Below are 20,961 nucleotides of genomic sequence, written 5' to 3' on the forward strand. Positions count from 1 at the left end.
CTCCGAAGAGCAAGACGTACTCAATGAATACTGAATTGATAATTTAGTCCGAAGACCAAATTACTCTGCATGTTGTGCAGTCACTCAGTAGCATCGAGAAAATGATGATTTCTCAATCCTGCGTGAGTGCCCACACAGATTGTCTGACATATTGTTAAAGAGCAGCTCCGAAGAGCATTGCTTCGTTGCCGAAGCAGGAGGCGTATCTTACGCCGCTGAGCTAAAGAGTCAAGAAGTTTTTCAAAAAAGCTTTCTTGGTTTGTTGTTTTGGCCGTTTGGCTTACTCACAACGCTCTAAGCTCAACTTTGGCAAGTTTCCTTGTCGTCAGGTAGCAACCTGAGCGCCATTTGGCTTGCCAACCTCGGTGGTCAACACTTCGTTTGAAGGCCGCCCCGTCGGTGTGGTGGCGCATTATAGGGGCTTCTCCAATGGGTACAACCCCTAATTTGACCAAAAAAGGCCGAACGCTCATTATAGCACCAATCTGACCAAGTGACGGTCAAAACCTCCCGTTAAAAGGAACAGAAATGGCAATTAAAGGGTTCTCCAGCATCAAACCCACCCTGGCTGATGGTGTCTTCGTGGAAGAGAGTGCGGTGCTCTACGGCGATATCCAACTGGGCAACGACAGCAGTGTGTGGCCGCTGGTCGCGGCCCGCGGTGACGTCAACCGGATCCGGATCGGCGCCCGCACCAACGTTCAGGATGGTTCGGTATTGCACGTAACCCGAACCAGTGACGCCCACCCAGAGGGCTACCCCCTGGTGATCGGCGATGATGTCACTGTCGGCCATAAGGTGATGCTGCACGGTTGCACCATTGGTGATCGGGTATTGGTGGGTATGGGAGCCATCGTGCTGGACGGCGCGGTAGTGGAAGACGATGTGATGATCGGAGCCGGGGCGCTGGTGCCCCCGGGCAAACGCTTGGCCTCGGGCTACCTCTATGTCGGCAGTCCTGTAAAACAGGTCCGTGCCCTTAGCGAGGAGGAGATTAGCTTCCTGAAGGCCTCAGCAGATAACTATGTCAGGTTGAAGGACGCCTATCTGGCGGAACTGGCGGTCAAGGCCGACTAAATGGCGGGGTGCCCAAGCCAGATCCGGCCTTGGGCATCGTAGGCTTCGTCTTCAATCAGGGTTTCCGCTTCCGCCTCAAGATCGAAGCGCAGCTGCTCAAACGCGACCATGCTGGCCTCTCGCTCGGTGATCTCCTGGCCCAGTCGTTTGTGCAGCTCCATCAATGCAATAAAGCAGCCCACGGTTTGGCCGGCCACCAGGGCATTGAATCTCAGCCAGCCCCCCTCCCAATCCAACTCGACCTGGTCATTAAACAGGATCTGCTGATTCATGCCTTGCCCTCCAACTCCGCTTTGAGTGCCTGCAACACCGGGTTCGCGTCCGGTGCCACCCTACGCCATTGGTTAAAGCTTTCCGCCGCCTGGCGCACCAGCATGCCCAGCCCAGCCAGATTGATTTTGGCTCCCTCTCGCTCGGCCCACTGCTGAAACAGGGTTTGACCGGCACCATAAGCCATATCGTAGCAGGCGGCCCCCGGCGCCAGGGTTACCCGGCTCAGATCCGGCAGACTGCCCCCCATGGAGGCCGGGGTGCCGTTAATCACCAGATCAAAGCTGCCGTCGATGTCGGCAAAGCCACCCCCCTGGACCTTCCCCAGATCGGCAAAGTCCGCCGCCAGCAATCGAGCCTTTTCCGCGGTTCGGTTTGCCAGTACCAGCTCAGTGGGCTGCTTATCCAGCAGTGGCTGCAATACACCACGGACCGCCCCACCCGCGCCCAGTACCAGGATGCGTCGATGCTGCAGAACCACCCCGGCCGCCAGCAGATCCGCCACCAGGCCAGCGCCGTCAGTGGTATCTCCCCACAGTGCGCCATTGTTGTCCCACCACAGGGTGTTCACCGCGCCCGCCCGTCGTGCCCGATCGGTCAGGTGGTGGCAAAGCCGGTATGCCTCCTCTTTAAAGGGCATGGTGACATTGGCCCCCTTGCCCCCCTGCTGGTGAAACTGGGCCACCGCATCGGCAAAGCCTTCAAGGGGTGCTAGGATGGCGCGGTAACTGACCGCCTGGCCGGTTTGCCGGGCAAACTGCTGGTGGATAAATGGGGAGCGGCTGTGCTGAATGGGGTGACCAAAAACGGCGTACTGTTCCATGGATTGAGGTAGTTGGAGGGGCAATGCTGTCCGTTATACGTCGCGCTTTGGGTCGAACGCAAGCCAAGACCGCTTATGATCAAATCGGCGGTGAGGTGGTGCTCAAGCGCCTGTCGCACCGTTTCTATCAGCTGATGGATCAGGAGCCGGAATACGCACCGCTGCGTGCCCTGCACCCCTCTTCACTGGCTCAAAGTGAACAGAAGCTGTTTGAGTTCCTGTCCGGCTGGCTGGGCGGGCCACCGCTGTTTGAACAAAAGTATGGCCACCCTATGCTGCGAGCACGCCACCTGCCGTTTCGTATCGACAAACAGCAGCGCAACCTGTGGCTGCACTGCATGAAACGGGCGATGGAGCTGGAGGTGTCCCACCGACCCAGTCGGCAGGCGATGCTGAAGGCGCTGGTCTCCCTCGCCGACCACATGCGTAACGTCGAAGAGGGATGCCCAATCTCAGGCTAGCTCCGCCAACCAGTCGCGGGGGCGGAGGTAGTCATAGAGCCGGGCCTCGGCACTGCCGGGCTCCGGCTGGTACTGGTATTGCCAGCGCACTAACGGCGGCATCGACATCAAGATGGACTCAGTGCGTCCCCCGGACTGCAGGCCAAACAGGGTGCCGCGGTCATACACCAGGTTGAATTCGACGTAGCGTCCGCGGCGATACAACTGGAACTGACGCTCCTGCTCACCATAGGGATGCTGCCAACGACGCTCAACAATGGGGGTATAGGCAGGCAAAAAGCCCTCTCCCACCGCCCGCATCAGGGCAAAGCTGTCTTCGAAGCCCAGCTGATTGAGATCATCGAAGAACAAGCCACCGACCCCACGGGTTTCCTCCCGATGCTTCAGGTAGAAGTACTCGTCACACCACTTCTTGTAATCGGCATAGACCTGTTCACCAAAGGGCTGGCACTGGGCCTTGGCCACTTGATGCCAATGCAGGATGTCTTCGTCAAACGGGTAATAGGGGGTCAGATCGAAACCGCCACCAAACCACCATACCGGTTCGCAACCGGGCTTTTCGGCCACGAAGAAGCGCACATTGGCGTGGGTGGTCGGCACATAAGGGTTGTGCGGATGGATCACTAGTGAGACCCCCATCGCCTCGAAGCTGCGACCCGCCAGTTCGGGGCGGTGCGCTGTTGCTGAGGCGGGCATCTGCTGGCCCTGGACATGGGAGAAGTTTACGCCGGCCTGCTCAAACACCCGCCCACCGGTCAGTACCCGGCTTTCCCCGCCACCGCCTTCGGCCCGCTGCCATTGGTCGGCCTGGAACCGGGCCTCTCCGTCCAACTGCTCAAGCTGCTGGCAGATACGGTCCTGCAAAGCGGTAAGAAACGCCTTTACGGCAGCGATGTCGACGGACATGGTCCCTCCTTGGGATTAAGCGCGGATCACCTTTCCAGTTCGGGCATCCAGGATGGTCGATGGGGAGCTTTGCTGTCCGGTCTGGCCAATCACCACACCTTGGATGTGATCGCCAAGCCGCAGCATCGCCTCCTCTCCGGTCAAAGCGGGTGGCTCGCCGGTCAGGTTGGCACTGGTGGAAACAATGGGGCCACCAAAAGCGGCACAGAGATCGGCCACGATGGGGTGAGCGCTGACGCGCACCGCCAGGGTATCGAACTGGCCGGTTAACCAGCGGGGGGTCCGCGATTTCACCGGCATCAACCAGGTCACCGGACCTGGCCATTGCGACAGCGCGGTATCGCGCTGCTGCTGAGATAACTGGGCGTCGTCGATAAAGGGCAGCAGCTGGCCGTAACTGGCGGCCACCAGGATCAGCCCTTTCTCTTCGGGACGCTGTTTTATCGCCAACAGTTGCCGAACTGCAGTCTCGTTATTGGGATCGCAGCCCAGCCCAAACACCGCCTCGGTGGGGTAAGCAATCACCCCACCCTGTCGCAGTTGCAGGGCGGCCTCGGCAACCGTCAGCGAACGGCTCATCTTACTGAGCCAGCTTGGCCTGCAGGGCGGCGTCTTTGGCCTGTACCGCTTCGGCGCTCTTTTGACGCTCAGCCTTCACGGCGGCAGCCAGCTCGTCGCTGCCGACACCCAGGATCTGGGCGGCCAGGTAACCGGCGTTCTTGGCGCCTGCCTTGCCGATGGCCACGGTGGCAACCGGCACACCGCCAGGCATCATCACGGTGGACAGCAGGGCGTCGTGGCCTTGCAGCGGGCCGTTGTCGATCGGCACACCGATCACCGGACGGGTGGTGATGCCAGCAACGGCACCGGCCAGGTGAGCAGCCAGACCAGCGGCACAGACAAACACCTTACAGCCGCGCTCTTCCGCGTCTTTTACGTAGGCGTGGGTGGCAGCCGGGGTACGGTGGGCGGAGGTCACCTTGGCTTCGAACGGGATGCCGAAGATCTTCAGGGTGTCCAGGGTGGTTTGCATGATAGGCAGGTCCGAGTCGGAGCCCATCAGGACCGCTACAAAGGGAGTGCTCATGATCAGGTTTTCCTGTTTTTTATGATGTGAAAGGGTACAAGGGTTGGCGGCGATTATATCGATTCCGATTGATATTTACAGAGCCGCTGTGGACATTGCAGTACCTGTTTGCCCCGCTGCTTCTTTTCCACCAGCACACCCCAGCCACAATCAGGGCAGGTTTGCGCTACTGGACGCTGGTTTAGCAGGTACTTGCATTGCGGATACTGGCTACAGGCGTAGAAGCGCTTGCCGTAGCGATTGGTGCGACTGACCAGCTCTCCCTGGTTGCACTGTGGGCAAGAGACCGTTTCTTCACTGACCTCCGCCGGCTCCCGGGCAACGTACTGGCACTGGGGAAAGTTGGTGCAGCCGATGTAGTAGCCGTAACGACCGGATTTGAGCGCCAGCAGCGCGCCGCAATCGGGGCACTGGGTGTCGGCCAGCACCTCCTCCTCCGCCTCGGTCTTCTCAACCAGGGGGCGGTGATACTCACAGGTAGGGTAGCTTTGGCAGCCCAGGAAGGGGCCATGCTTGCCGTGACGGACGGCCAGTTCACTGCCGCACTCGGGGCAGACACCGTACTCACGCTCCAACGCGTGCTCGTGGGTGGTAAACAGCCGCTGGTCAATTTTGGACATGATGGAACCGCATGAGTAGGACAACGGCCTTCATTTTATCAAGAGATTGCGGATGGGGGCAGAGAAACAGTCAGGGCACCCGAAGGTGCCCCGCTTTGTTAGTGCAACATGCCCTCAGGCTCTTCGAAGATCAGGTCTTCCATCTGATGGTAGGCCTGCTCATTGCCCGGCGCGTTAAACAGCACCATCAGAACCACCCACTTGAGGTCGTCCAGGGTGAGGGGTTCGCCATCCAGCTCCATCACCCGATCCAGCACCATCTCACGGGTGGTGGCGTTGAGCACCTGGATCTGCTCCAGGAACAGCAGGAAGCCGCGGCTCTCGGTGTCGATGCGTGCCAGCTCTTGCGGGTGGTAGATCCGCATGCTGCCGGTCTGCGTGGCAGCGACGTAGGGATTGATGTCCGAGTTTTGCAGCTCGGCAAGTTTCTCAATCCAGATCAGCGCTTTGCCTATCTCATCGGCTCGAAAGCCGGCCCGGCTCAGTTCATCGGTTAACTCTTCCCGGTCGAACAGGAGCTCGACGTCGCTCTGTACGTAGGTCTCGAACAAGTACATTAAGATATCGAACATAACTAACCTCCCCTAAGCCTGATGTAGCCTCCAGGTACCGCTGCGACCCAGCCTTCCAGTTCCAGCTCTGTTAGTCTTTCGAGCACAACATCTATCGGCATTTCACTGCGTTGAACCACAACATCTACCGCAGTTGCCTCGTAACCCACACTATCTAACAGTGACGGGTGTGGCAAGCCACAATCTTGCGAGTGGGCCGGCCCATCCCAGTCCAAGCTTAGCTGCGGCACCAGCTCTTCAGTGATATCGACCGGAGAAGTGGTCAGTTTGGCACCCTGCTGAATCAACCAATGGCACCCCTCGCGGTTGGGCTCCATCACGCTGCCGGGTACCGCGAACACCTCCCTGCCCTGCTCCGCCGCCAACCGGGCGGTGATCAACGAACCGCTTTTCATGCCCGCCTCGACGACGATTAGCCCCAAACTCAGGCCGCTCACTATTCGGTTACGCATGGGGAAGTGATGCGGTTTTACCTGGGTGTCCGGCCAAAACTCACTGACCAGCGCGCCCTGTTGCGGGATCGCCTGGAACAGCGCCCGATGGCGCTTGGGGTAACAATGATTGAGCCCACAGCCCAGCACGGCGACGGTGATGCCGCCATTGAGCGCGCCCTTATGGCAGGCACCGTCGATACCGACGGCCAGGCCCGAAACCATCACCCAGCCGATACTGGCCAGGGAATGAGCCCAGGACTGGGCAAGCTCAAGACCCGGCCGCGAGGCGTTACGACTGCCCACCATCGCCAAGGCCGGGGCACTCAGGGCCTCAACCTGGCCCTGCACAAACAACATCAGGGGCGGATCGGCGATCTGGGCCAGCGCCTGCGGGTAGCGGGGATCGGTTAGGGATAACAGGTGACGAGCAGGTGCGGCCGATTGCCATTGCAACGCCTGCTCAGCCTGCGCCATGGCGTCGGACAGGGCCGAGACCGGCAGGCTCAGGTTATCAAACTGGCCCTGCTGCAGTTGCTGCCAGGCGGCAACGGCGCTGTGCTGCTCGAGCAGGGCCAGCTTGCGTGTCAGTCCCAGCCCACGCAGGCTGGCCAGACAGAGTGTGGCATGCAGCTCATTGGCTGGAATCACTGCCAAACACCATGGGATCGGGGCGCAATACCCGATCCTCGATGCGTACCGGGCGACGGCCATTGATGATCAGGCCATAGCTGACCTGGTCATAGGTCTTGAACAGAATCATCTCGCCCCGGTATACCTCAGGCAGCACGATCACCCGACCATCGGACAACAGCGCCATCACATCGTCGTAGACCCGTCGGTCCAGCTCATCCCGGTAGGTCAGGGTGTCACCTTTGCCGGACTCCACCACTTCCTGACCCGGCTGATGGATGGCAAACACCTGGCCCGGTTGGGCACCGTCCTCACTGCCCCGGTTGATGATGGCCACCTGCAATGGACCGATCTCGGTCAGCTTGCCGTCGGAGCCGATCACTCGCCCGGTCAGATCCTCCGGGGCCGGATGTGGCATGAAGTACGCGGGCAGCATGGTGGCATCAACGATGGGCTTCAACCGCTGGCCCGGGCGGATCTCCTGGCGCACGCTGCGCACCAGCAAGCGGGATATCGCCCCACTCTCCACCACCTGGCCAGTGGCGGCCAGTTCCGCTTCCTGACCGAGAAAACGTTTGCCGTCCGGATCGTAGAGCTTGCGGCCCGGTTGATAGACACCATAGCGGGCGCCGATGGGCAGGCGCTGATCGATAAACAGGGTGTCGTCATCGGCATAGCGCACCGCCTGACGTTCGCCGCCCAGCACCGTCGGCGCTTCATCGAGTTCATCGGGCCCCAGTACCTGGTGGAAGCTAAGGTAGGGCTCTATGACTGACAGCGGCACCGCCGGGACGGCACCGCCCTTGGCCGAGACCTCCATCTGCGGCGACAGCCGTTTCATCGGCTTACGCACCAAGCGGGGTTGACCGTCCAGGAACACCAGGGTCAGACGATCGCCGGGATAGATAAGGTGGGGGTTGGCGATCTGGGGGTTGGCCCCCCACAGGGTGGGCCAGCGCCAGGGGTCATCGAGAAACAGCGCGGAGATGTCCCACAGGGTATCGCCCTTTTTCACCACATAGGTTTGTGGGTGACCGGGCTTGAGCGTCAGGGTATCCGCCCACAACGGCGTGCACAGAGCGAACGCCAGTAACCACACCACTTTTTTCATACCACATCCTTGTCAATCCAGGGCTTTCCAGTGCGAATCTGTCAATGCCGGAGGCTACGGGTTAAAATTAGCGGATTAACGCCTCAACTATAGCCAGCTTGAGGCCCGCCCAATTGCTTTTTTACGAGATACAGAATGGCCATCCGAGAAGTGCTCCGTTTTCCCGATGAACGACTCCGTACCGTTGCCAAACCGGTTACCGACTTTGGCAGCGAGTTCCAACAGCTGGTCGACGACATGTTTGAGACCATGTACGAGGAGCGCGGGATCGGCCTGGCAGCAACTCAGATCAATCAGCACATCCAGCTGATCGTGATGGACCTGTCCGAAGACAAAAGCCAACCACGGGTGTTTGTAAATCCCAAGTTACTGGAAGAAGACGGGCATTTCATCAACGAAGAGGGATGTTTGTCGGTTCCTGGTGTCTACGCCAAGGTAGAACGGGCGGAAAATGTCACCGTCCAGGCCCAGGATCGCCATGGTGAAACCTTCAGCCTGGACGCCGATGAGCTGCTGGCCATCTGCATCCAGCACGAGATGGATCACCTGCAGGGCAAGCTGTTCGTGGACTACCTGTCGCCGCTCAAGCGTCAGCGCATCAAGCAGAAGCTCGAGAAGCTCGCCCGTGCCGAAGCGCGCCAGGCCTAGGAGCCCATTGTGACCCCGCTGAAGATCGTATTTGCCGGTACCCCGGAGTTCGCCGCCGACCACCTGCAGGCGCTGCTGCAAAGCCCCCACCAGGTGGTGGCGGTCTATACCCAACCGGATCGTCCCGCTGGGCGTGGCAAGAAACTGACCGCCAGCCCGGTGAAGCAACTGGCATTGAGCCACGAGCTGCCGGTGTATCAGCCCAAGAGCCTGCGCCAGGAAGAGGCCCAGCAACAGCTGGCCGCCATCGATTTCGACATCATGGTGGTGGTGGCCTATGGCCTGATCCTGCCCAAGGCGGTGCTGGATTTGCCCCGACTGGGCTGCATTAACGTGCACGGCAGCCTGCTGCCACGCTGGCGTGGCGCCGCGCCGATCCAGCGCTCCATCTGGGCCGGCGACCGGGAGACCGGTGTCACCATCATGCAGATGGACGAAGGCCTGGATACCGGTGCCATGCTGCACAAGGTGACCTGCCCCATTGAGGACAGTGACACCTCCGCCAGCCTCTACAGCAAGCTGGCCCAGCTCGGCCCGCAGGGCCTGCTGGAGGCGCTGGAGCCGCTGGCACTGGGCACCGCCGTGGCGGAAGTCCAGGACGACAGCCTGGCCAACTACGCCGAGAAGCTGTCCAAGGAGGAGGCCGCGGTGGACTGGTCCAAGTCCGCACAAGCGCTGTGGCGCGAGGTGCGTGCCTTCAACCCCTGGCCGGTAAGCCATTTCCAGTGTGCCGAGCAGAGCATCAAGCTGTGGCAGTGCCAGCCCATCGCCCAGGCCCATGACCAGGCGCCGGGCACTATTTTGGCGGCGGATAAGAACGGTATCCTGGTGGCCACCGGCGACGGTGCCCTGCTGCTGCAATCGATCCAGATCCCCGGCAAGAAGGCGATGAGCGCCGCCGACGTGCTCAACGCCCGCAAGGAGTGGTTCACCCAGGGCAGCAAGCTGGCATGAGCAAATACAACCTGCGGGCGGACGCCGCCCAGGTGATCATCGCCGTCATCGACAAGGGCCAGAGCATGGCCCAGGCCCTGCCCAAGGCCCAATCGCACTACAGCGATGGCCGCGACAAGGGCCTGCTGGCGGAGATCTGCTACGGCGTGATGCGCCAGCTGCCCCAGCTCGATACCCAGGTGCGTCGTCGCCTGCAGCAGCCGCTCAACGGCAAGAAGCGGATCATCCATGGCCTGCTGTTGGCGGGCCTGTACCAGCTAAAACACACCCGGGTCGCCCCCCACGCGGTGGTGGCCGAATCGGTCAATGCCTGTCGCACCCTGCGGGCACCGGGGATGACCGGGCTGGTCAATGGCGTGCTGCGCCAACTGGACCGTGACCTGGCCGAGCTTAAGGCCGAGCAGTTTGACGCCGACTCGGTGCAATTCCTGCACCCGGGCTGGCTGCTTAAGCGTCTGCAGGCGGCCTACCCGGAACAATGGCAGCAGATCGCCCAGGCGAACAACGCGCCGCCGCCGCTGTGGCTGCGCAACAACCGCAGCCAGCAAAGCCGCGAGCAGGCGGTGCAGGCACTGTCCGAGGCCGGTGTCAGCGCCCGGGCGGTGGAGGATGGCGACGCCATCCTGCTGGAAACCCCTTGTGACGTCACCCAGCTGCCGGGCTTTGACCAGGGCGCCTTATCGGTGCAAGACCTCTCTGCCCAGCAGAGTGCCCACCTGCTGCCGGTGGCCCCGGGCGACCGGGTGTTGGATGTCTGCGCTGCACCGGGAGGCAAAACCTGCCATCTGCTGGAGCATCAGCCGCTGATGGCCGAGATGGTGGCCATCGACCTGGATCCCAAGCGCCTGGCCCGGGTACAGCAGAACCTCGACCGCATCGGTCTGACCGCTACCCTCAAGGCCGGTGACGCCAGTCAGCCAGAACAATGGTGGGATGGCCAGCCGTTTGACCGCATCCTGCTGGACGCGCCCTGCTCCGCCACCGGGGTGATCCGCCGCAACCCGGACGCCAAGTGGCTGCGCCGGGACGAGGACATTGCCCAGCTGGCCCAGGTCCAGACCGAGATCCTGCGCGCTATCTGGCCACTGCTGAAGCCCGGCGGCACCCTGCTGTACGCCACCTGCTCCATCCTTCCTGAGGAAAACTGCGAGCAGATCAAAGCGTTCCTTCAGGAAACCCCGGATGCTATGCTCTCTCCCATTCATCAACAGGACGTGACGACGCGGCCGGGCTGGCAACGGCTCCCCGAGGAGAACGGCGGCGATGGCTTCTACTACGCCCGCCTGAACAAAGCCGCACAGTAATGGCATGAAGATCATCATTCTTGGCGCAGGCCAGGTCGGTGGCACCCTGGCCGAGAACCTGGTCGGGGAAAACAACGACATCACCATCGTCGACAACGACATGGGGGCGCTGCGTACCCTTCAGGACAAGCTGGATCTGCGGGTGGTCAATGGCCACGCCGGCCATCCCCACGTGCTGCGGGATGCTGGCGCGGAGGACGCCGACATGCTGATCGCCGTCACCAACTCCGACGACACCAACATGGTGGCCTGCCACCTGGCCTATACCCTGTTTGGTACCCCCACCAAGATCGCCCGGATCCGCAGCACCGCCTACCTCAATAAAAAGGACAAGCTGTTCCAGAGCGGCAGTGCCGATCCGGACAGCCGTGGCCGCTTCTACATCGACGAGCTGATCGCCCCGGAACAGTTGGTCACCCACTACATCCGCCGGCTGGTGGAGTACCCCGGTGCCCTGCAGGTGCTGGAGTTTGCCGGTGGCAAGGCCAGTCTGGTGGCGGTCAAGGCGTACTACGGCGGCTCGCTGGTGGGCAGTGCCCTGTCGGCCCTGAAGGAGCACATGCCCAATATTGATACCCGGGTGGCCGCCATCTTCCGCCAGGGGCGCCCCATCATGCCCCGCGGTACCACGGTGATCGAGGCGGATGACGAGGTGTTCTTCGTTGCCGACTCCAAGCACATCCGGGCGGTGATGAGCGAGATGCAGAAGCTGGAGTCCAGCTACCGCAACATCATGATCGCCGGCGGCGGTAACATCGGCATGGGCCTGGCCCGGGCACTGGAGTCGTTCCACGAGGTCAAGCTGATCGAGCGCGACCGCGAGCGGGCTGCCCGATTGTCGGAGTTCCTCGAGGACACCACGGTGTTCCACGGCGATGCCTCGGATCACGAACTGCTCAGTGAGGAGCAGATCGACCAGGTGGACGTCTTTATCGCGGTGACCAACGACGACGAGGCCAACATCATGTCGGCATTGCTGGCCAAGCGGATGGGGGCCAAGAAGGTGATGGTGCTGATCCAGCGCGAGGCCTACGTCGATCTGGTGCAGGACGCCAACATCGACATCGCCATCTCACCCCAGCAGGCCACCATCTCGGCGCTGCTGACCCACGTCCGCCAGGGTGACATCAACAACGTCTACTCGCTGCGCCGTGGCGCGGCGGAGGCGATCGAGGCGGTGGCCCATGGCGATCCCAACACCTCCAAGGTGGTGGGCCGGGCGGTGCAGGACATCAAGCTGCCGCCGGGCACCACCATCGGTGCCATCGTGCGCAAGGACGAGGTAATGATGGCCCACGACCGCACGGTGATCGAACAGGACGACCACGTCATCCTGTTCCTGGTGGACAAGAAGTACATCCGCGAGGTGGAAAAGCTGTTCCAGCCCTCGGCCCTGTTCTTCTGACGGGCTGTCCAACAAAGAAAAACGCCGGCTTCTGCCGGCGTTTTTTGTCTTGCTTCATCACGCTGCAGCGTGAACTCAGCCCTCTTGGCTCATCTCGTTGACCGCCAGGGAGAAGGCCTCCACCTCATCCCAGTCGGTGTAATCGATCACCGTGTTGGGATCGGTCGGCCCCTTGGTCATCTTCATGATGAACTTGATGGAGAGGCTGTCCCAGAAGCCCCAGTTGGGGTAGTCCACCTTGCCGGCAAACACCTTCAGCAGGTTGGGTTTCCAGGGCGACTTGGCGGTGAACTTCTGCATGTAGCGGTTGCCCTCGACCGTGGCCTTGGCGGGGTTACGGGCCACCACGGACAGACAGAAGAAGGCGTTGTTGCGCGCTTCCAGTTCACTGCGATGCTTCTCAATGAACTCCCAGACGGTGTCATCAAAGTTGCCGTACAGCACCGGCGCCCCCACCACCACGGTGTGGTACTTGTCCCAATCGATCCCCTCATGCTTGGCTTCCACCACATCCATCATGTCGCATTCGGTTCCCTGCGCCTGGATGGTGCGCATAATGGTTCGGGTCACCCGGGCGGTGTGGCCCCGTCGGCTCATGTAGACGATCAAAACCCCTGGCATCGTGCCTCCTACGGCAATCACTCAAATTTAACCATCAGGCAATATGGGTTGCCTGAACGTTACTTTCCAGCACCAGGATCACACTCTTTTTACCGCCATGCCAGTAAGCAGAGAAAACGGGATCTGGATCTAGGCAGCAGTTCACCCTTAATATAAGATACATCTAAATTAGTAGTGAGAGTAATCTCTATGGAACTGGATATCGAGCAGATGGCGGACAACGCCGATGGCGCAGCAAAGCTGCTGAAGTCCATCGCCAATCCCCATCGACTGATGCTTTTGTGTCTGCTGCTCAAGCAGGAGATGACCGTGGGGGAGCTGAACGCCATGATCCCATTGAGCCAGTCCGCCCTGTCCCAGCACCTGGCGGTGCTGCGTCGTGAGGGCCTGGTGGCGACCCGTAAGGAGTCCCTGCTGGTGTGGTACCGTCTGGCCAGCCCGGAGGTAGAGGCGATCCTGGCGACCCTCTACGGGCTTTACTGCGCCCCCAGCGAAGCGAGCTGATCGGCAAACAGCTCTACCCTGCCCCAATCGGTAAACTCCTGCACCGTGGCTAAGTCGGTGGGGCCCTTGGTCATCCACATGATAAAGCGGATCACCTGGCGGTCGCGCCAGCGGTAGATGGGGTAGTTGAGCTTGCCGGCGAACACCCCGATCAGCTGGGGCTGCCAGGGGCTGCGCTTGTGGAACAGGCGAATGTAAGGGCTGCCCTCCGGGGTGTCCTTGCCCGCTTTACGGGCCACCAGGTTGACGCTGAAGAAGGCGCAAGGCTTGCTGGCCAGGGTGGCCTGATGCTGGCGGATGAATTCAAACAGCGCTGGCCGGTACTTGCCGTAACGGATAGAGGCTCCAATCACCACCTTATCGAACTGGGCCAGCGGCAGGGTGCAGCGCTCCAGCTCCTGCAACTGAACCTGGTGATCCAGTGCCTCCAGTCGCGCCTGGATCCGCTCGGCAATACGCCGGGTTTGCCCATCCACCGTTGAGTACAGCACCAACACCCGCAACATCGTCCCTCCCAGACTCTTCCCTAATTCTTCCAAAACGCCGGGGTGAACAGCACCAGCAGCGTAAAGATCTCCAGTCGGCCGAACAGCATCCCCAACACCAGGATCCACTTGGCGGTACTGTTGATGTCGCCGTAGTGGGACGCCACATCTCCCAACCCCGGGCCCAGGTTATTGAGCGACGCGGCGGTGGCGGAGAAGGCGGTGATGTCGTCCATCCCTGTGGCCAATAAGGCGACCATGATCAGCACAAACACCAGCGAATAGGCGGCAAAGAAGCCCCATACCGCGTCAATCACCCGGTCGCCAACCGCCTTGTTGTTGAGGCGAATGGAGAACATCGCACGGGGGTGGATCAGGCGCTTGAGTTCGCGCAGCCCCTGCATGGTCAGCAGGGTGATCCGCACCACCTTGATGCCGCCGCCGGTGGAGCCGGCGCAGCCACCGACGAAGCTGCTGAAGATCAGCAAGATCGGCAAGAACAGCGGCCAGGCGACAAAGCTCTCGGTGGCAAAGCCAGCGGTGGTTGAGATCGACACCGCCTGGAACAGCGCCTTGTCCAGCGCCGCCTCTGGCGAGTCGTAGATCTGGTTGCTCATCAGGATCAGGAACACCAGCACCACCAGCGCCAGCTGCAGGATCAGGAACATCCGCACTTCGGCGTCGCGCCAGTAGGTGCTCAAGTTGATGCCACGGCGGCTGAAGGCGGTGAAGTGCAGGCTGAAGTTGATCGCCGACAGCAGCAGGAACACCACGCAGATCAGGTTGATCACCGGGCTGTCGAAGTGGCCCATGCTGGCGTCGTAGCTGGAGAAGCCACCGATGGCGATGGTCGAGAAGGCGTGGCCAATGGCGTCGAAGCTGTTCATCCCCGCCAGGTAATAAGCCAGGGCACAGGCGATGGTCATGGTCAGGTAGATGTACCACAGCGCCTTGGCGGTCTCGGCGATCCTCGGGGTCATCTTGTTGTCTTTCACCGGCCCCGGCGTCTCACAGCGATACAGCTGCATCCCCCCGATCCCCAGCATCGGCAGTACCGCCACCGCCAGAACAATGATCCCCATGCCGCCAAGCCACTGCAGCAGATGTCGGTAAAACAGGATCGCCTTGGGCAGGTCATCCAGCCCGGTGATCACCGTGGCCCCGGTGGTGGTCAGCGCCGAGAACGACTCAAACATGGCGTCGGTGACCCCCAGGTTGGGCTCACTCGACAGCATCAGCGGCAGTGCCCCGATGGAGCCCAGTACCGTCCAGAACAGCACCACCACCAGGAAGCCCTCCCGGTTACGCAGCTCCGCCTTGGCCCGTCGGTTGGGATACCAGAACAGCAGGCCCAGGGTCAGGCTGATCACGAACGCCTGGACAAAGGCGATCCCCTCGCCGTCCTTGTAAAGGACGGCGATCAGCGCCGGTGGCAGCATGGTGGTACTGAACAGGATCACCAAAAGGCCGATGATCCGGAATAATGTGCGGTATTCCATGAAGAAATTATTAGTCACTTTGCCGCTAGCATACTCCAATCAGTGCAGGAAGTGACCCATTGCGGGATCCCATTACCGATGGAGGCCGCGGAATGTTCAGGATTGGGGCCGGACCAACTGCAGCCGTCCCCGGCTGCCATCGGCCAGTTCATCGGCAAATTGGCTCATACTGGCCATCGGCAACGCCAGGCTGAGGTGGATCTGGGCGCCGTAGTCCTGGCTCACCAGCTCACCGCCGTGACGCTGTAGCAGGTGGGATACCAACGGCATATCACCGTAGTCGCACAACAGCTCGGCGGCCTGCATCGGCACAAAAGGCTCGGTCTCCAGCATCTCCAGCGCCTGCTTGACGCCACCGGCATAGGCCCGGACCAGCCCCCCGACCCCGAGCTTGATGCCGCCGGAGTAGCGGATCACCACTGCCGCCAGTTGGCCTACACCGCTGCCCAGCACCACATTGAGCATGGGGCGACCGGCAGAACCGGCGGGCTCGCCGTCATCGGAGGCGCCGATGTCCCGGGTACAACCCGGCCGTCCGGCTGCAAAGGCCAGGCAGTGGTGGCGCGCCTCGGGGTGGGCCTCGCGCATTCGGGCGTGGAACTGGCGGGCCGCCTTGCCATCGGCCACTTTCTCCAGCCGGGTGATAAAGCGGCTGCGCTTGATCACCTCCTCCACCTCAACCGCGGCGGCTGGCACCGGGAAGCCCGCCTCACTCACTCAGCTCAGCCCCTGGTTTCGGGTCAGGTTATCGACGCCATCAACGCCGACCACCACATCGTCTTCGATGCGCACACCGCCGTAGGGGCGCAGCCAGTCGATGCCGTCGTGACGCAGCATCGCCTTGGCCTGATCGCTCAGGTCCGCCAGCAGGCTATCTATCACGTACAGGCCCGGCTCAATGGTCATCACCATGTTGGCCTCCATCACCCGGGTGCAGCGCAGGGTCACCCCTTCCGGCGGCGCCAGGTGAGTGCCCTGTTCGTCCTGCATAAAGCCGGCAACATCATGCACCTGCAGGCCGATGGGGTGACCCAGGCCATGGGGGAAGAACGCCTTGGTAACGCCACTGGCCACAAGTGCCTCGGTGCTGCCCTCGGCCAGGCCGAACTGGGTCAGCAGCTGCGCCACCCGGCTGTGCATCTCCAGGTGCAGATCGGTGTAGCGCACCCCGGGCTGCAACTTGGCGACGATCGCCTGCTCGTGCTGGTCCATGGCGGCAATCAGCTCGGCAAAGCGGCTGGCGGGATCCGCCGCGTAGGTGCGGGTGATGTCCGAGGCATAGCCGTGCACTGAGGCGCCGGCATCGATCAGGAAGCTGCGGGACACAGCCGGCGCGGCTCGTTCCAGCTTGGTGTAGTGCAGGATGGCGCTGTGTTCATTAAGGGCGATGATATTGCCGTAGGGCACCTCGTTCTCACCCTGCCCCACCGCGCTGAGGTAAGCCTGCTGAATGGCAAACTCTGAGCCCCCCCGGAGAAAGGCGTCACGAGCCGCCTGGTGGCCTTTTACCGCCAGTCCATTGGCCTGACGCATCGCTTCGATCTCGTAGCGGCTTTTCAGGCTGCGGTGGAAATGGAAACCGTCGATCAACGACTGAGGATTAACCAGCGACAGACCCAGTTGGGCTGCCCGCTCCGGGTGGGCACCGATGTACGCCACCCGTTCGCCGGTGGGCACCAGCTTGGGCAGTTCGGCCAGGTCGGCATAGGGCACCAGGTTCCAATGCTCGACCCAGCTTTCGGTCGGCACCGGTGCCACCTTGTGCCAGAAATCCACCGGACGGTAGTACAGCAAGGTGGGCGTTTCACCCGGACGCACAATCACAAAGCAGTGGGGGTGCGCGGTCAGGGGAACCCAGTGTTTGAAATGGGGGTTGGCCTTGAACGGGTACTCCATGTCATCGAGGAAGATCCCCAGCGGTTGACCGGCGTCGATCACCAGGGTGTCGATCCGATGATGTGTCAATAAACGATCAGCGCTCTGTCGCAATGTTCGGAGATGATCGGGGTAATGCTGGGCTAGGCTTTCCATGGCTTCCTCGCTGGTGGATTACAACGGCCAGAGTGTACCACCACCGGGGAAAAGAGTTCAGTCAGGGCAAATCAAACGGCCGTTTAAAAACCGGTTGATTTTTGGTGTGACGAACTTCACACTTGGTCACAACACCATCAACCGGATGTGATCTCACGGACGTGGTTAACTAAGGACGACGACATGATTTATCAAAGTGCTTCTCTGCGCGTTGACTGGCTGGAGCCGGGCATTGCGCAGCTGTGTTTCGACGCTGCTGGTTCGGTCAATAAGTTCGACCGTGCCACCCTGTCTCAGTTTGAAGCGGCCCTGGATGCCCTGGCTCAGCAAGCCGACCTCAAGGGTCTGGTGCTGACCAGCGCTAAACCGGCCTTCATCGTTGGTGCCGACATCACCGAGTTCACCGCCCTGTTCGCTGGCAGCGACGAGGAGCTGATGCAGTGGCTGCAACAGGCCAATGCCCCCTTCAACAAGCTGGAAGATCTGCCGGTCCCCACCGTGGCTGCGGTGAATGGCTTCGCCCTGGGTGGCGGCTGTGAGGCGATCCTGGCCTGTGATCTGCGCATCGCCGATAGCACCGCCCGCATCGGCCTGCCCGAGGTGCAGTTGGGCCTGATCCCAGGCTTCGGCGGCACCGTGCGCCTGCCCCGTCTGATCGGCGCCGACAATGCGCTAGAGTGGATGACCCTGGGTAAGCCCAACAGACCGGAAGCTGCCCTGGCCGTGGGTGCCATCGATGCGGTGGTGCAGGACGACCTGCATGGCGCCGCCGTGGCCCTGGTCAAGCGCGCCATCGACGGCGACATCGACTGGCAGGCCCGCCGGGCCAAGAAACAGGCACCGCTGAACCTGTCCAAGATCGAGGCGACCATGGCATTCACCACCGCCAAGGGCATGGTGGCGATGAAAGCCGGTCCCCATTACCCCTCCCCGCATGCCGCGGTGGCACTGGTCGAGCAAGCCGCCGGCTGCCACCGTGCTGAAGCCCTGGCGATCGAGCACCAAGCCTTCCTTAAGCTGGCCAAGACCGACGCCGCCAGCGCCATGATCGGCAACTTCCTCAATGACCAGTACGTCAAAGGCCTGGCCAAGAAAGCCGCCAAGGCGGGCACCCCGGTCAAGCAGGCCGCGGTACTGGGTGCCGGTATCATGGGCGGTGGCATCGCCTACCAGTCCGCCAGCAAGGGCGTACCGGCGGTGATGAAAGACATCGCCCAACCCGCACTGGAGCTGGGGCTGAACGAAGCGGCCAAGCTGCTGGGTAAGCAGGTTGAGCGCGGTCGCCTCAAGCCGGCCGCCATGGCCGGCGTGCTCAACAACATCGTCCCCACCCTGGATTACCCCGCCGTAGCCCACGCCGATGTGGTGGTGGAAGCGGTGGTGGAGAACCCCAAGGTGAAAGGCATGGTACTGGCCGAGACCGAAGCGGTCATCGGCGAGGACGCGGTGCTGACCTCCAACACCAGCACCATCTCCATCACCTCGTTGGCCGAGAACCTGAAGCGCCCAGAGCAGTTCTGTGGCATGCACTTCTTCAACCCGGTGCATCGCATGCCGCTGGTGGAGGTGATCCGCGGTGAAAAGACCTCGGATGAAACCGTCGCCAAGGTGGTAGCCTACGCCGCCCGCATCGGCAAGACCCCCATCGTGGTCAACGACTGCCCCGGTTTCTTCGTCAACCGGGTGCTGTTCCCCTACCTGGCGGGCTTCAGCCTGATGGTCAAGGAAGGGATCGACTTCCAGCTGATCGACAAGGTGATGAGCAAGCAGTTTGGCTGGCCCATGGGTCCGGCCTACCTGCTCGATGTGGTGGGGATCGACACCGCCCACCACTGCATCGACGTGATGGCCGAGGGCTTCCCGGAGCGGATGGCCAAGCTGGACAACGACCCGGTCGACCTGCTCTACAAGGCGGACCGCTACGGCCAGAAGAACGCCAAGGGCTTCTTCCAGTACGCCCCGGATCGCAAGGGCAAGCCGAAGAAGAGCGCCGATCCCGAGCTGATCGCCCAGCTGGCGCAGGCCTACGGCAGTGCCAAGGCAGTGGATGCCGAAACCATCATCGCCCGCACCATGGTGCCGATGATCAACGAAACCGTGCGCTGCCTGGAGGAGGGGATCATCGCCACCCCGGCAGAGGGCGATATGGCCCTGATGTACGGCCTGGGCTTCCCGCCGTTCCGCGGTGGGGTGTTCCGCTACCTGGATACCCTTGGCCTGGACCGCTTCGTCGCCATGGCCGACGACCTGGCTCACCTGGGCCCGCTCTACCAGGTAACCGACAAACTGCGCGCCATGGCCGCCGATGGCCAGCGTTTCTATCAGGGACAGTAAGGGACTATGACTATGAATCAGGCTGTAATTGTTGATTGCATTCGCACCCCGATGGGCCGCTCCAAGGGCGGTGTATTTCGCAATGTGCGGGCCGAGTCGCTGTCCGCCCATCTGATGCAGCAGCTGCTGGTGCGCAACCCGCAACTGGACCCGAACGAGCTGGAAGACGTGATCTGGGGCTGTGTACAGCAGACCCTGGAGCAGGGCTTTAACGTCGGCCGCAACGCGGCACTGCTGGCGGGACTGCCCAAGAGCGTCGGCGCAGTGACGGTGAACCGACTGTGTGGCTCCTCCATGCAGGCGATCCACGACGCCGCCCGCGCCATCATGACCGGTGACGGCGACGCCTTCATCGTCGGTGGGGTGGAACACATGGGCCATGTGCCGATGAACCACGGCGTCGACTTCCACCCGGGCTTGGCCAACAACGTCGCCAAGGCCGCTGGGATGATGGGCCTGACCGCCGAGATGCTGGGCAAGATGCATGGCATCGGCCGCGACCAGCAGGACGCCTTCGCCGTACGCTCCCACCAACGCGCCCACGCGGCAACGGTGGAGGGTCGCTTTGCCAAGGAGATCGCCCCGCTGGAGGGTCACGATGCCAACGGCAACCTGCTGCTGGTGAAGGACGACGAGGTGATCCGCCCGGAGACCTCGCTGGAGAGCCTGGCGGGTCTGCGCCCGGTGTTTGACCCGGTCAATGGTACCGTGACCGCAGGCACCAGCTCCGCGTTGTCCGATGGCGCCGCAGCGATGCTGGTGATGAGCGAAGCCAAGGCCAAGGCGCTGGGCTTACCGATCCGCGCCCGCATCAAGTCGATGGCCATCGCCGGCTGCGATCCCTCCATCATGGGCTACGGCCCGGTACCGGCCACCCAGAAGGCACTGAAGCGTGCCGGTCTGACGGTACAGGATCTCGATGTGATTGAGCTGAATGAGGCCTTTGCCGCCCAGTCCCTGCCCTGCGTTAAGGACCTGGGACTGATGGACCAGGTGGAGGAGAAGGTGAACCTCAATGGCGGTGCCATCGCCCTGGGCCACCCGCTGGGTTGCTCCGGTGCCCGCATCAGCACCACCTTGATCAACCTGATGGAGTCCAAGGACGCCACCCTGGGCCTGGCCACTATGTGTATCGGTCTGGGTCAGGGCATCGCCACGGTGTTTGAGCGGGTCTAATCCGCCATC

23 protein-coding genes are annotated in these 20,961 nt (G+C 61.8%); 9 read left to right on the plus strand and 14 right to left on the minus strand.

What is annotated here, in order from left to right:
* Window positions 1-528 precede the first annotated feature (528 nt).
* A complete protein-coding gene (locus BUC04_RS21930) occupies window positions 529-1,077 on the plus strand; it encodes a gamma carbonic anhydrase family protein (RefSeq protein WP_067665064.1) in 549 nt (182 codons plus the stop codon).
* Here BUC04_RS21930 and BUC04_RS21935 read toward each other — a convergent pair.
* Both BUC04_RS21935 and aroE read right to left on the minus strand, forming a co-directional pair.
* A complete protein-coding gene (locus BUC04_RS21935; protein WP_067665067.1) occupies window positions 1,074-1,349 on the minus strand; it encodes a DUF1488 family protein in 276 nt (91 codons plus the stop codon). The genes BUC04_RS21930 and BUC04_RS21935 overlap by 4 nt on opposite strands.
* Window positions 1,346-2,170, minus strand: coding sequence for a shikimate dehydrogenase (gene aroE, locus BUC04_RS21940; protein ID WP_067665069.1), 825 nt, complete (start codon window positions 2,168-2,170; stop codon window positions 1,346-1,348). The genes BUC04_RS21935 and aroE overlap by 4 nt, the downstream gene beginning before the upstream one ends.
* Window positions 2,171-2,193: 23 nt before the next feature.
* Between aroE and BUC04_RS21945 the strand changes: the two genes are divergently transcribed.
* Window positions 2,194-2,631, plus strand: a complete 438-nt coding sequence (locus BUC04_RS21945; RefSeq protein WP_067665072.1) for a group II truncated hemoglobin — start codon at window positions 2,194-2,196, stop codon at window positions 2,629-2,631.
* On the opposite strand, the gene hemF is transcribed toward BUC04_RS21945, so the two are convergent.
* The 7 genes from hemF to BUC04_RS21980 all read right to left on the minus strand — a co-directional run bounded on the left by hemF (window position 2,623) and on the right by BUC04_RS21980 (window position 7,991).
* The gene (gene hemF / locus BUC04_RS21950) at window positions 2,623-3,537 is read right to left on the minus strand and encodes an oxygen-dependent coproporphyrinogen oxidase (protein ID WP_067665075.1); all 915 of its coding nucleotides are present in this window, start codon (window positions 3,535-3,537) and stop codon (window positions 2,623-2,625) included. The genes BUC04_RS21945 and hemF overlap by 9 nt on opposite strands.
* Before the next feature lie 15 nt (window positions 3,538-3,552).
* Entirely contained in the window at window positions 3,553-4,116 is a 564-nt protein-coding gene (locus BUC04_RS21955) for an L-threonylcarbamoyladenylate synthase type 1 TsaC (RefSeq protein ID WP_067665078.1), read from the minus strand.
* Between the two features lies 1 nt (window position 4,117).
* The gene (gene purE / locus BUC04_RS21960) at window positions 4,118-4,624 is read right to left on the minus strand and encodes a 5-(carboxyamino)imidazole ribonucleotide mutase (RefSeq protein WP_067665081.1); all 507 of its coding nucleotides are present in this window, start codon (window positions 4,622-4,624) and stop codon (window positions 4,118-4,120) included.
* A gap of 53 nt (window positions 4,625-4,677) precedes the next feature.
* Window positions 4,678-5,244 carry a DNA topoisomerase family protein gene (locus tag BUC04_RS21965; RefSeq protein WP_067665084.1) on the minus strand — a complete coding sequence of 189 codons (567 nt, stop codon included), beginning with the start codon at window positions 5,242-5,244 and terminating at the stop codon, window positions 4,678-4,680.
* A 98-nt stretch (window positions 5,245-5,342) separates the two neighbouring features.
* Complete coding sequence (locus BUC04_RS21970; RefSeq protein WP_067665087.1) at window positions 5,343-5,816, minus strand: DUF494 family protein; 474 nt, start codon at window positions 5,814-5,816, stop codon at window positions 5,343-5,345.
* A gap of 2 nt (window positions 5,817-5,818) precedes the next feature.
* Window positions 5,819-6,898 carry a DNA-processing protein DprA gene (gene dprA / locus BUC04_RS21975; protein ID WP_234977477.1) on the minus strand — a complete coding sequence of 360 codons (1,080 nt, stop codon included), beginning with the start codon at window positions 6,896-6,898 and terminating at the stop codon, window positions 5,819-5,821.
* Complete coding sequence (locus BUC04_RS21980; protein ID WP_067665092.1) at window positions 6,882-7,991, minus strand: LysM peptidoglycan-binding domain-containing protein; 1,110 nt, start codon at window positions 7,989-7,991, stop codon at window positions 6,882-6,884. The genes dprA and BUC04_RS21980 overlap by 17 nt, the downstream gene beginning before the upstream one ends.
* Window positions 7,992-8,126: 135 nt before the next feature.
* Here BUC04_RS21980 and def point away from each other — a divergent pair, with 135 nt between their 5' ends.
* The 4 genes from def to trkA are packed head-to-tail and all read left to right on the plus strand — an operon-like array spanning window position 8,127 to window position 12,302.
* Entirely contained in the window at window positions 8,127-8,639 is a 513-nt protein-coding gene (gene def, locus BUC04_RS21985; RefSeq protein ID WP_067665095.1) for a peptide deformylase, read from the plus strand.
* 9 nt (window positions 8,640-8,648) lie between these two features.
* Window positions 8,649-9,593 carry a methionyl-tRNA formyltransferase gene (fmt, locus tag BUC04_RS21990; RefSeq protein WP_067665098.1) on the plus strand — a complete coding sequence of 315 codons (945 nt, stop codon included), beginning with the start codon at window positions 8,649-8,651 and terminating at the stop codon, window positions 9,591-9,593.
* Window positions 9,590-10,897: a 16S rRNA (cytosine(967)-C(5))-methyltransferase RsmB gene (gene rsmB, locus BUC04_RS21995; RefSeq protein WP_067665101.1), complete on the plus strand. Its 1,308-nt coding sequence runs from the start codon at window positions 9,590-9,592 to the stop codon at window positions 10,895-10,897. The genes fmt and rsmB overlap by 4 nt, the downstream gene beginning before the upstream one ends.
* Window positions 10,898-10,901: 4 nt before the next feature.
* Complete coding sequence (gene trkA, locus BUC04_RS22000; protein ID WP_067665104.1) at window positions 10,902-12,302, plus strand: Trk system potassium transporter TrkA; 1,401 nt, start codon at window positions 10,902-10,904, stop codon at window positions 12,300-12,302.
* A 75-nt stretch (window positions 12,303-12,377) separates the two neighbouring features.
* Here trkA and hemG (BUC04_RS22005) read toward each other — a convergent pair whose 3' ends face one another.
* Window positions 12,378-12,923 (minus strand): menaquinone-dependent protoporphyrinogen IX dehydrogenase, encoded by a 546-nt coding sequence (hemG, locus tag BUC04_RS22005; RefSeq protein WP_067665107.1) that lies wholly within the window; start codon window positions 12,921-12,923, stop codon window positions 12,378-12,380.
* 183 nt (window positions 12,924-13,106) lie between these two features.
* On the opposite strand from hemG (BUC04_RS22005), the gene BUC04_RS22010 reads away from it, so the two are divergent.
* Window positions 13,107-13,427 carry an ArsR/SmtB family transcription factor gene (locus BUC04_RS22010; RefSeq protein ID WP_169799598.1) on the plus strand — a complete coding sequence of 107 codons (321 nt, stop codon included), beginning with the start codon at window positions 13,107-13,109 and terminating at the stop codon, window positions 13,425-13,427.
* Here the strand turns inward: BUC04_RS22010 and hemG (BUC04_RS22015) are convergent.
* The 4 genes from hemG (BUC04_RS22015) to pepQ form a co-directional block, all read right to left on the minus strand.
* Window positions 13,400-13,933 (minus strand): menaquinone-dependent protoporphyrinogen IX dehydrogenase, encoded by a 534-nt coding sequence (hemG, locus tag BUC04_RS22015; RefSeq protein WP_174522320.1) that lies wholly within the window; start codon window positions 13,931-13,933, stop codon window positions 13,400-13,402. The two genes, BUC04_RS22010 and hemG (BUC04_RS22015), sit on opposite strands and share 28 nt — an antisense overlap.
* Before the next feature lie 20 nt (window positions 13,934-13,953).
* Window positions 13,954-15,411: a TrkH family potassium uptake protein gene (locus tag BUC04_RS22020; protein WP_067665113.1), complete on the minus strand. Its 1,458-nt coding sequence runs from the start codon at window positions 15,409-15,411 to the stop codon at window positions 13,954-13,956.
* A 96-nt stretch (window positions 15,412-15,507) separates the two neighbouring features.
* Window positions 15,508-16,128 carry a YigZ family protein gene (locus tag BUC04_RS22025; RefSeq protein ID WP_067665116.1) on the minus strand — a complete coding sequence of 207 codons (621 nt, stop codon included), beginning with the start codon at window positions 16,126-16,128 and terminating at the stop codon, window positions 15,508-15,510.
* Window positions 16,129-17,442 (minus strand): Xaa-Pro dipeptidase, encoded by a 1,314-nt coding sequence (gene pepQ / locus BUC04_RS22030; protein WP_067665119.1) that lies wholly within the window; start codon window positions 17,440-17,442, stop codon window positions 16,129-16,131. It abuts the gene before it with no gap.
* A 183-nt stretch (window positions 17,443-17,625) separates the two neighbouring features.
* Between pepQ and fadB the strand changes: the two genes are divergently transcribed.
* Together fadB and fadA are read left to right on the plus strand one after the other, a co-directional pair.
* Window positions 17,626-19,776 (plus strand): fatty acid oxidation complex subunit alpha FadB, encoded by a 2,151-nt coding sequence (gene fadB, locus BUC04_RS22035; protein WP_067665122.1) that lies wholly within the window; start codon window positions 17,626-17,628, stop codon window positions 19,774-19,776.
* A gap of 12 nt (window positions 19,777-19,788) precedes the next feature.
* A complete protein-coding gene (gene fadA / locus BUC04_RS22040; RefSeq protein WP_067665125.1) occupies window positions 19,789-20,952 on the plus strand; it encodes an acetyl-CoA C-acyltransferase FadA in 1,164 nt (387 codons plus the stop codon).
* Window positions 20,953-20,961: the final 9 nt, after the last annotated feature.

The organism is Ferrimonas marina (assembly GCF_900129905.1).
Taxonomy (GTDB): Bacteria; Pseudomonadota; Gammaproteobacteria; order Enterobacterales; family Shewanellaceae; genus Ferrimonas; species Ferrimonas marina.

Coding starts and splice junctions, on each gene's coding strand:
- BUC04_RS21930 (WP_067665064.1), top strand. CDS start 529: ATGGCAATTAAAGGGTTCTCCAGCATCAAACCCACCCTGGCTGATGGT.
- def (WP_067665095.1), top strand. CDS start 8,127: ATGGCCATCCGAGAAGTGCTCCGTTTTCCCGATGAACGACTCCGTACC.
- BUC04_RS21980 (WP_067665092.1), bottom strand. CDS start 7,991: ATGAAAAAAGTGGTGTGGTTACTGGCGTTCGCTCTGTGCACGCCGTTG.
- pepQ (WP_067665119.1), bottom strand. CDS start 17,442: ATGGAAAGCCTAGCCCAGCATTACCCCGATCATCTCCGAACATTGCGA.
- fadA (WP_067665125.1), top strand. CDS start 19,789: ATGAATCAGGCTGTAATTGTTGATTGCATTCGCACCCCGATGGGCCGC.
- BUC04_RS21955 (WP_067665078.1), bottom strand. CDS start 4,116: ATGAGCCGTTCGCTGACGGTTGCCGAGGCCGCCCTGCAACTGCGACAG.
- rsmB (WP_067665101.1), top strand. CDS start 9,590: ATGAGCAAATACAACCTGCGGGCGGACGCCGCCCAGGTGATCATCGCC.
- BUC04_RS21945 (WP_067665072.1), top strand. CDS start 2,194: ATGCTGTCCGTTATACGTCGCGCTTTGGGTCGAACGCAAGCCAAGACC.
- purE (WP_067665081.1), bottom strand. CDS start 4,624: ATGAGCACTCCCTTTGTAGCGGTCCTGATGGGCTCCGACTCGGACCTG.
- hemG (WP_067665107.1), bottom strand. CDS start 12,923: ATGCCAGGGGTTTTGATCGTCTACATGAGCCGACGGGGCCACACCGCC.
- trkA (WP_067665104.1), top strand. CDS start 10,902: ATGAAGATCATCATTCTTGGCGCAGGCCAGGTCGGTGGCACCCTGGCC.
- hemF (WP_067665075.1), bottom strand. CDS start 3,537: ATGTCCGTCGACATCGCTGCCGTAAAGGCGTTTCTTACCGCTTTGCAG.
- BUC04_RS22020 (WP_067665113.1), bottom strand. CDS start 15,411: ATGGAATACCGCACATTATTCCGGATCATCGGCCTTTTGGTGATCCTG.
- aroE (WP_067665069.1), bottom strand. CDS start 2,170: ATGGAACAGTACGCCGTTTTTGGTCACCCCATTCAGCACAGCCGCTCC.
- BUC04_RS21970 (WP_067665087.1), bottom strand. CDS start 5,816: ATGTTCGATATCTTAATGTACTTGTTCGAGACCTACGTACAGAGCGAC.
- hemG (WP_174522320.1), bottom strand. CDS start 13,933: ATGTTGCGGGTGTTGGTGCTGTACTCAACGGTGGATGGGCAAACCCGG.
- BUC04_RS21965 (WP_067665084.1), bottom strand. CDS start 5,244: ATGTCCAAAATTGACCAGCGGCTGTTTACCACCCACGAGCACGCGTTG.
- BUC04_RS21935 (WP_067665067.1), bottom strand. CDS start 1,349: ATGAATCAGCAGATCCTGTTTAATGACCAGGTCGAGTTGGATTGGGAG.
- fadB (WP_067665122.1), top strand. CDS start 17,626: ATGATTTATCAAAGTGCTTCTCTGCGCGTTGACTGGCTGGAGCCGGGC.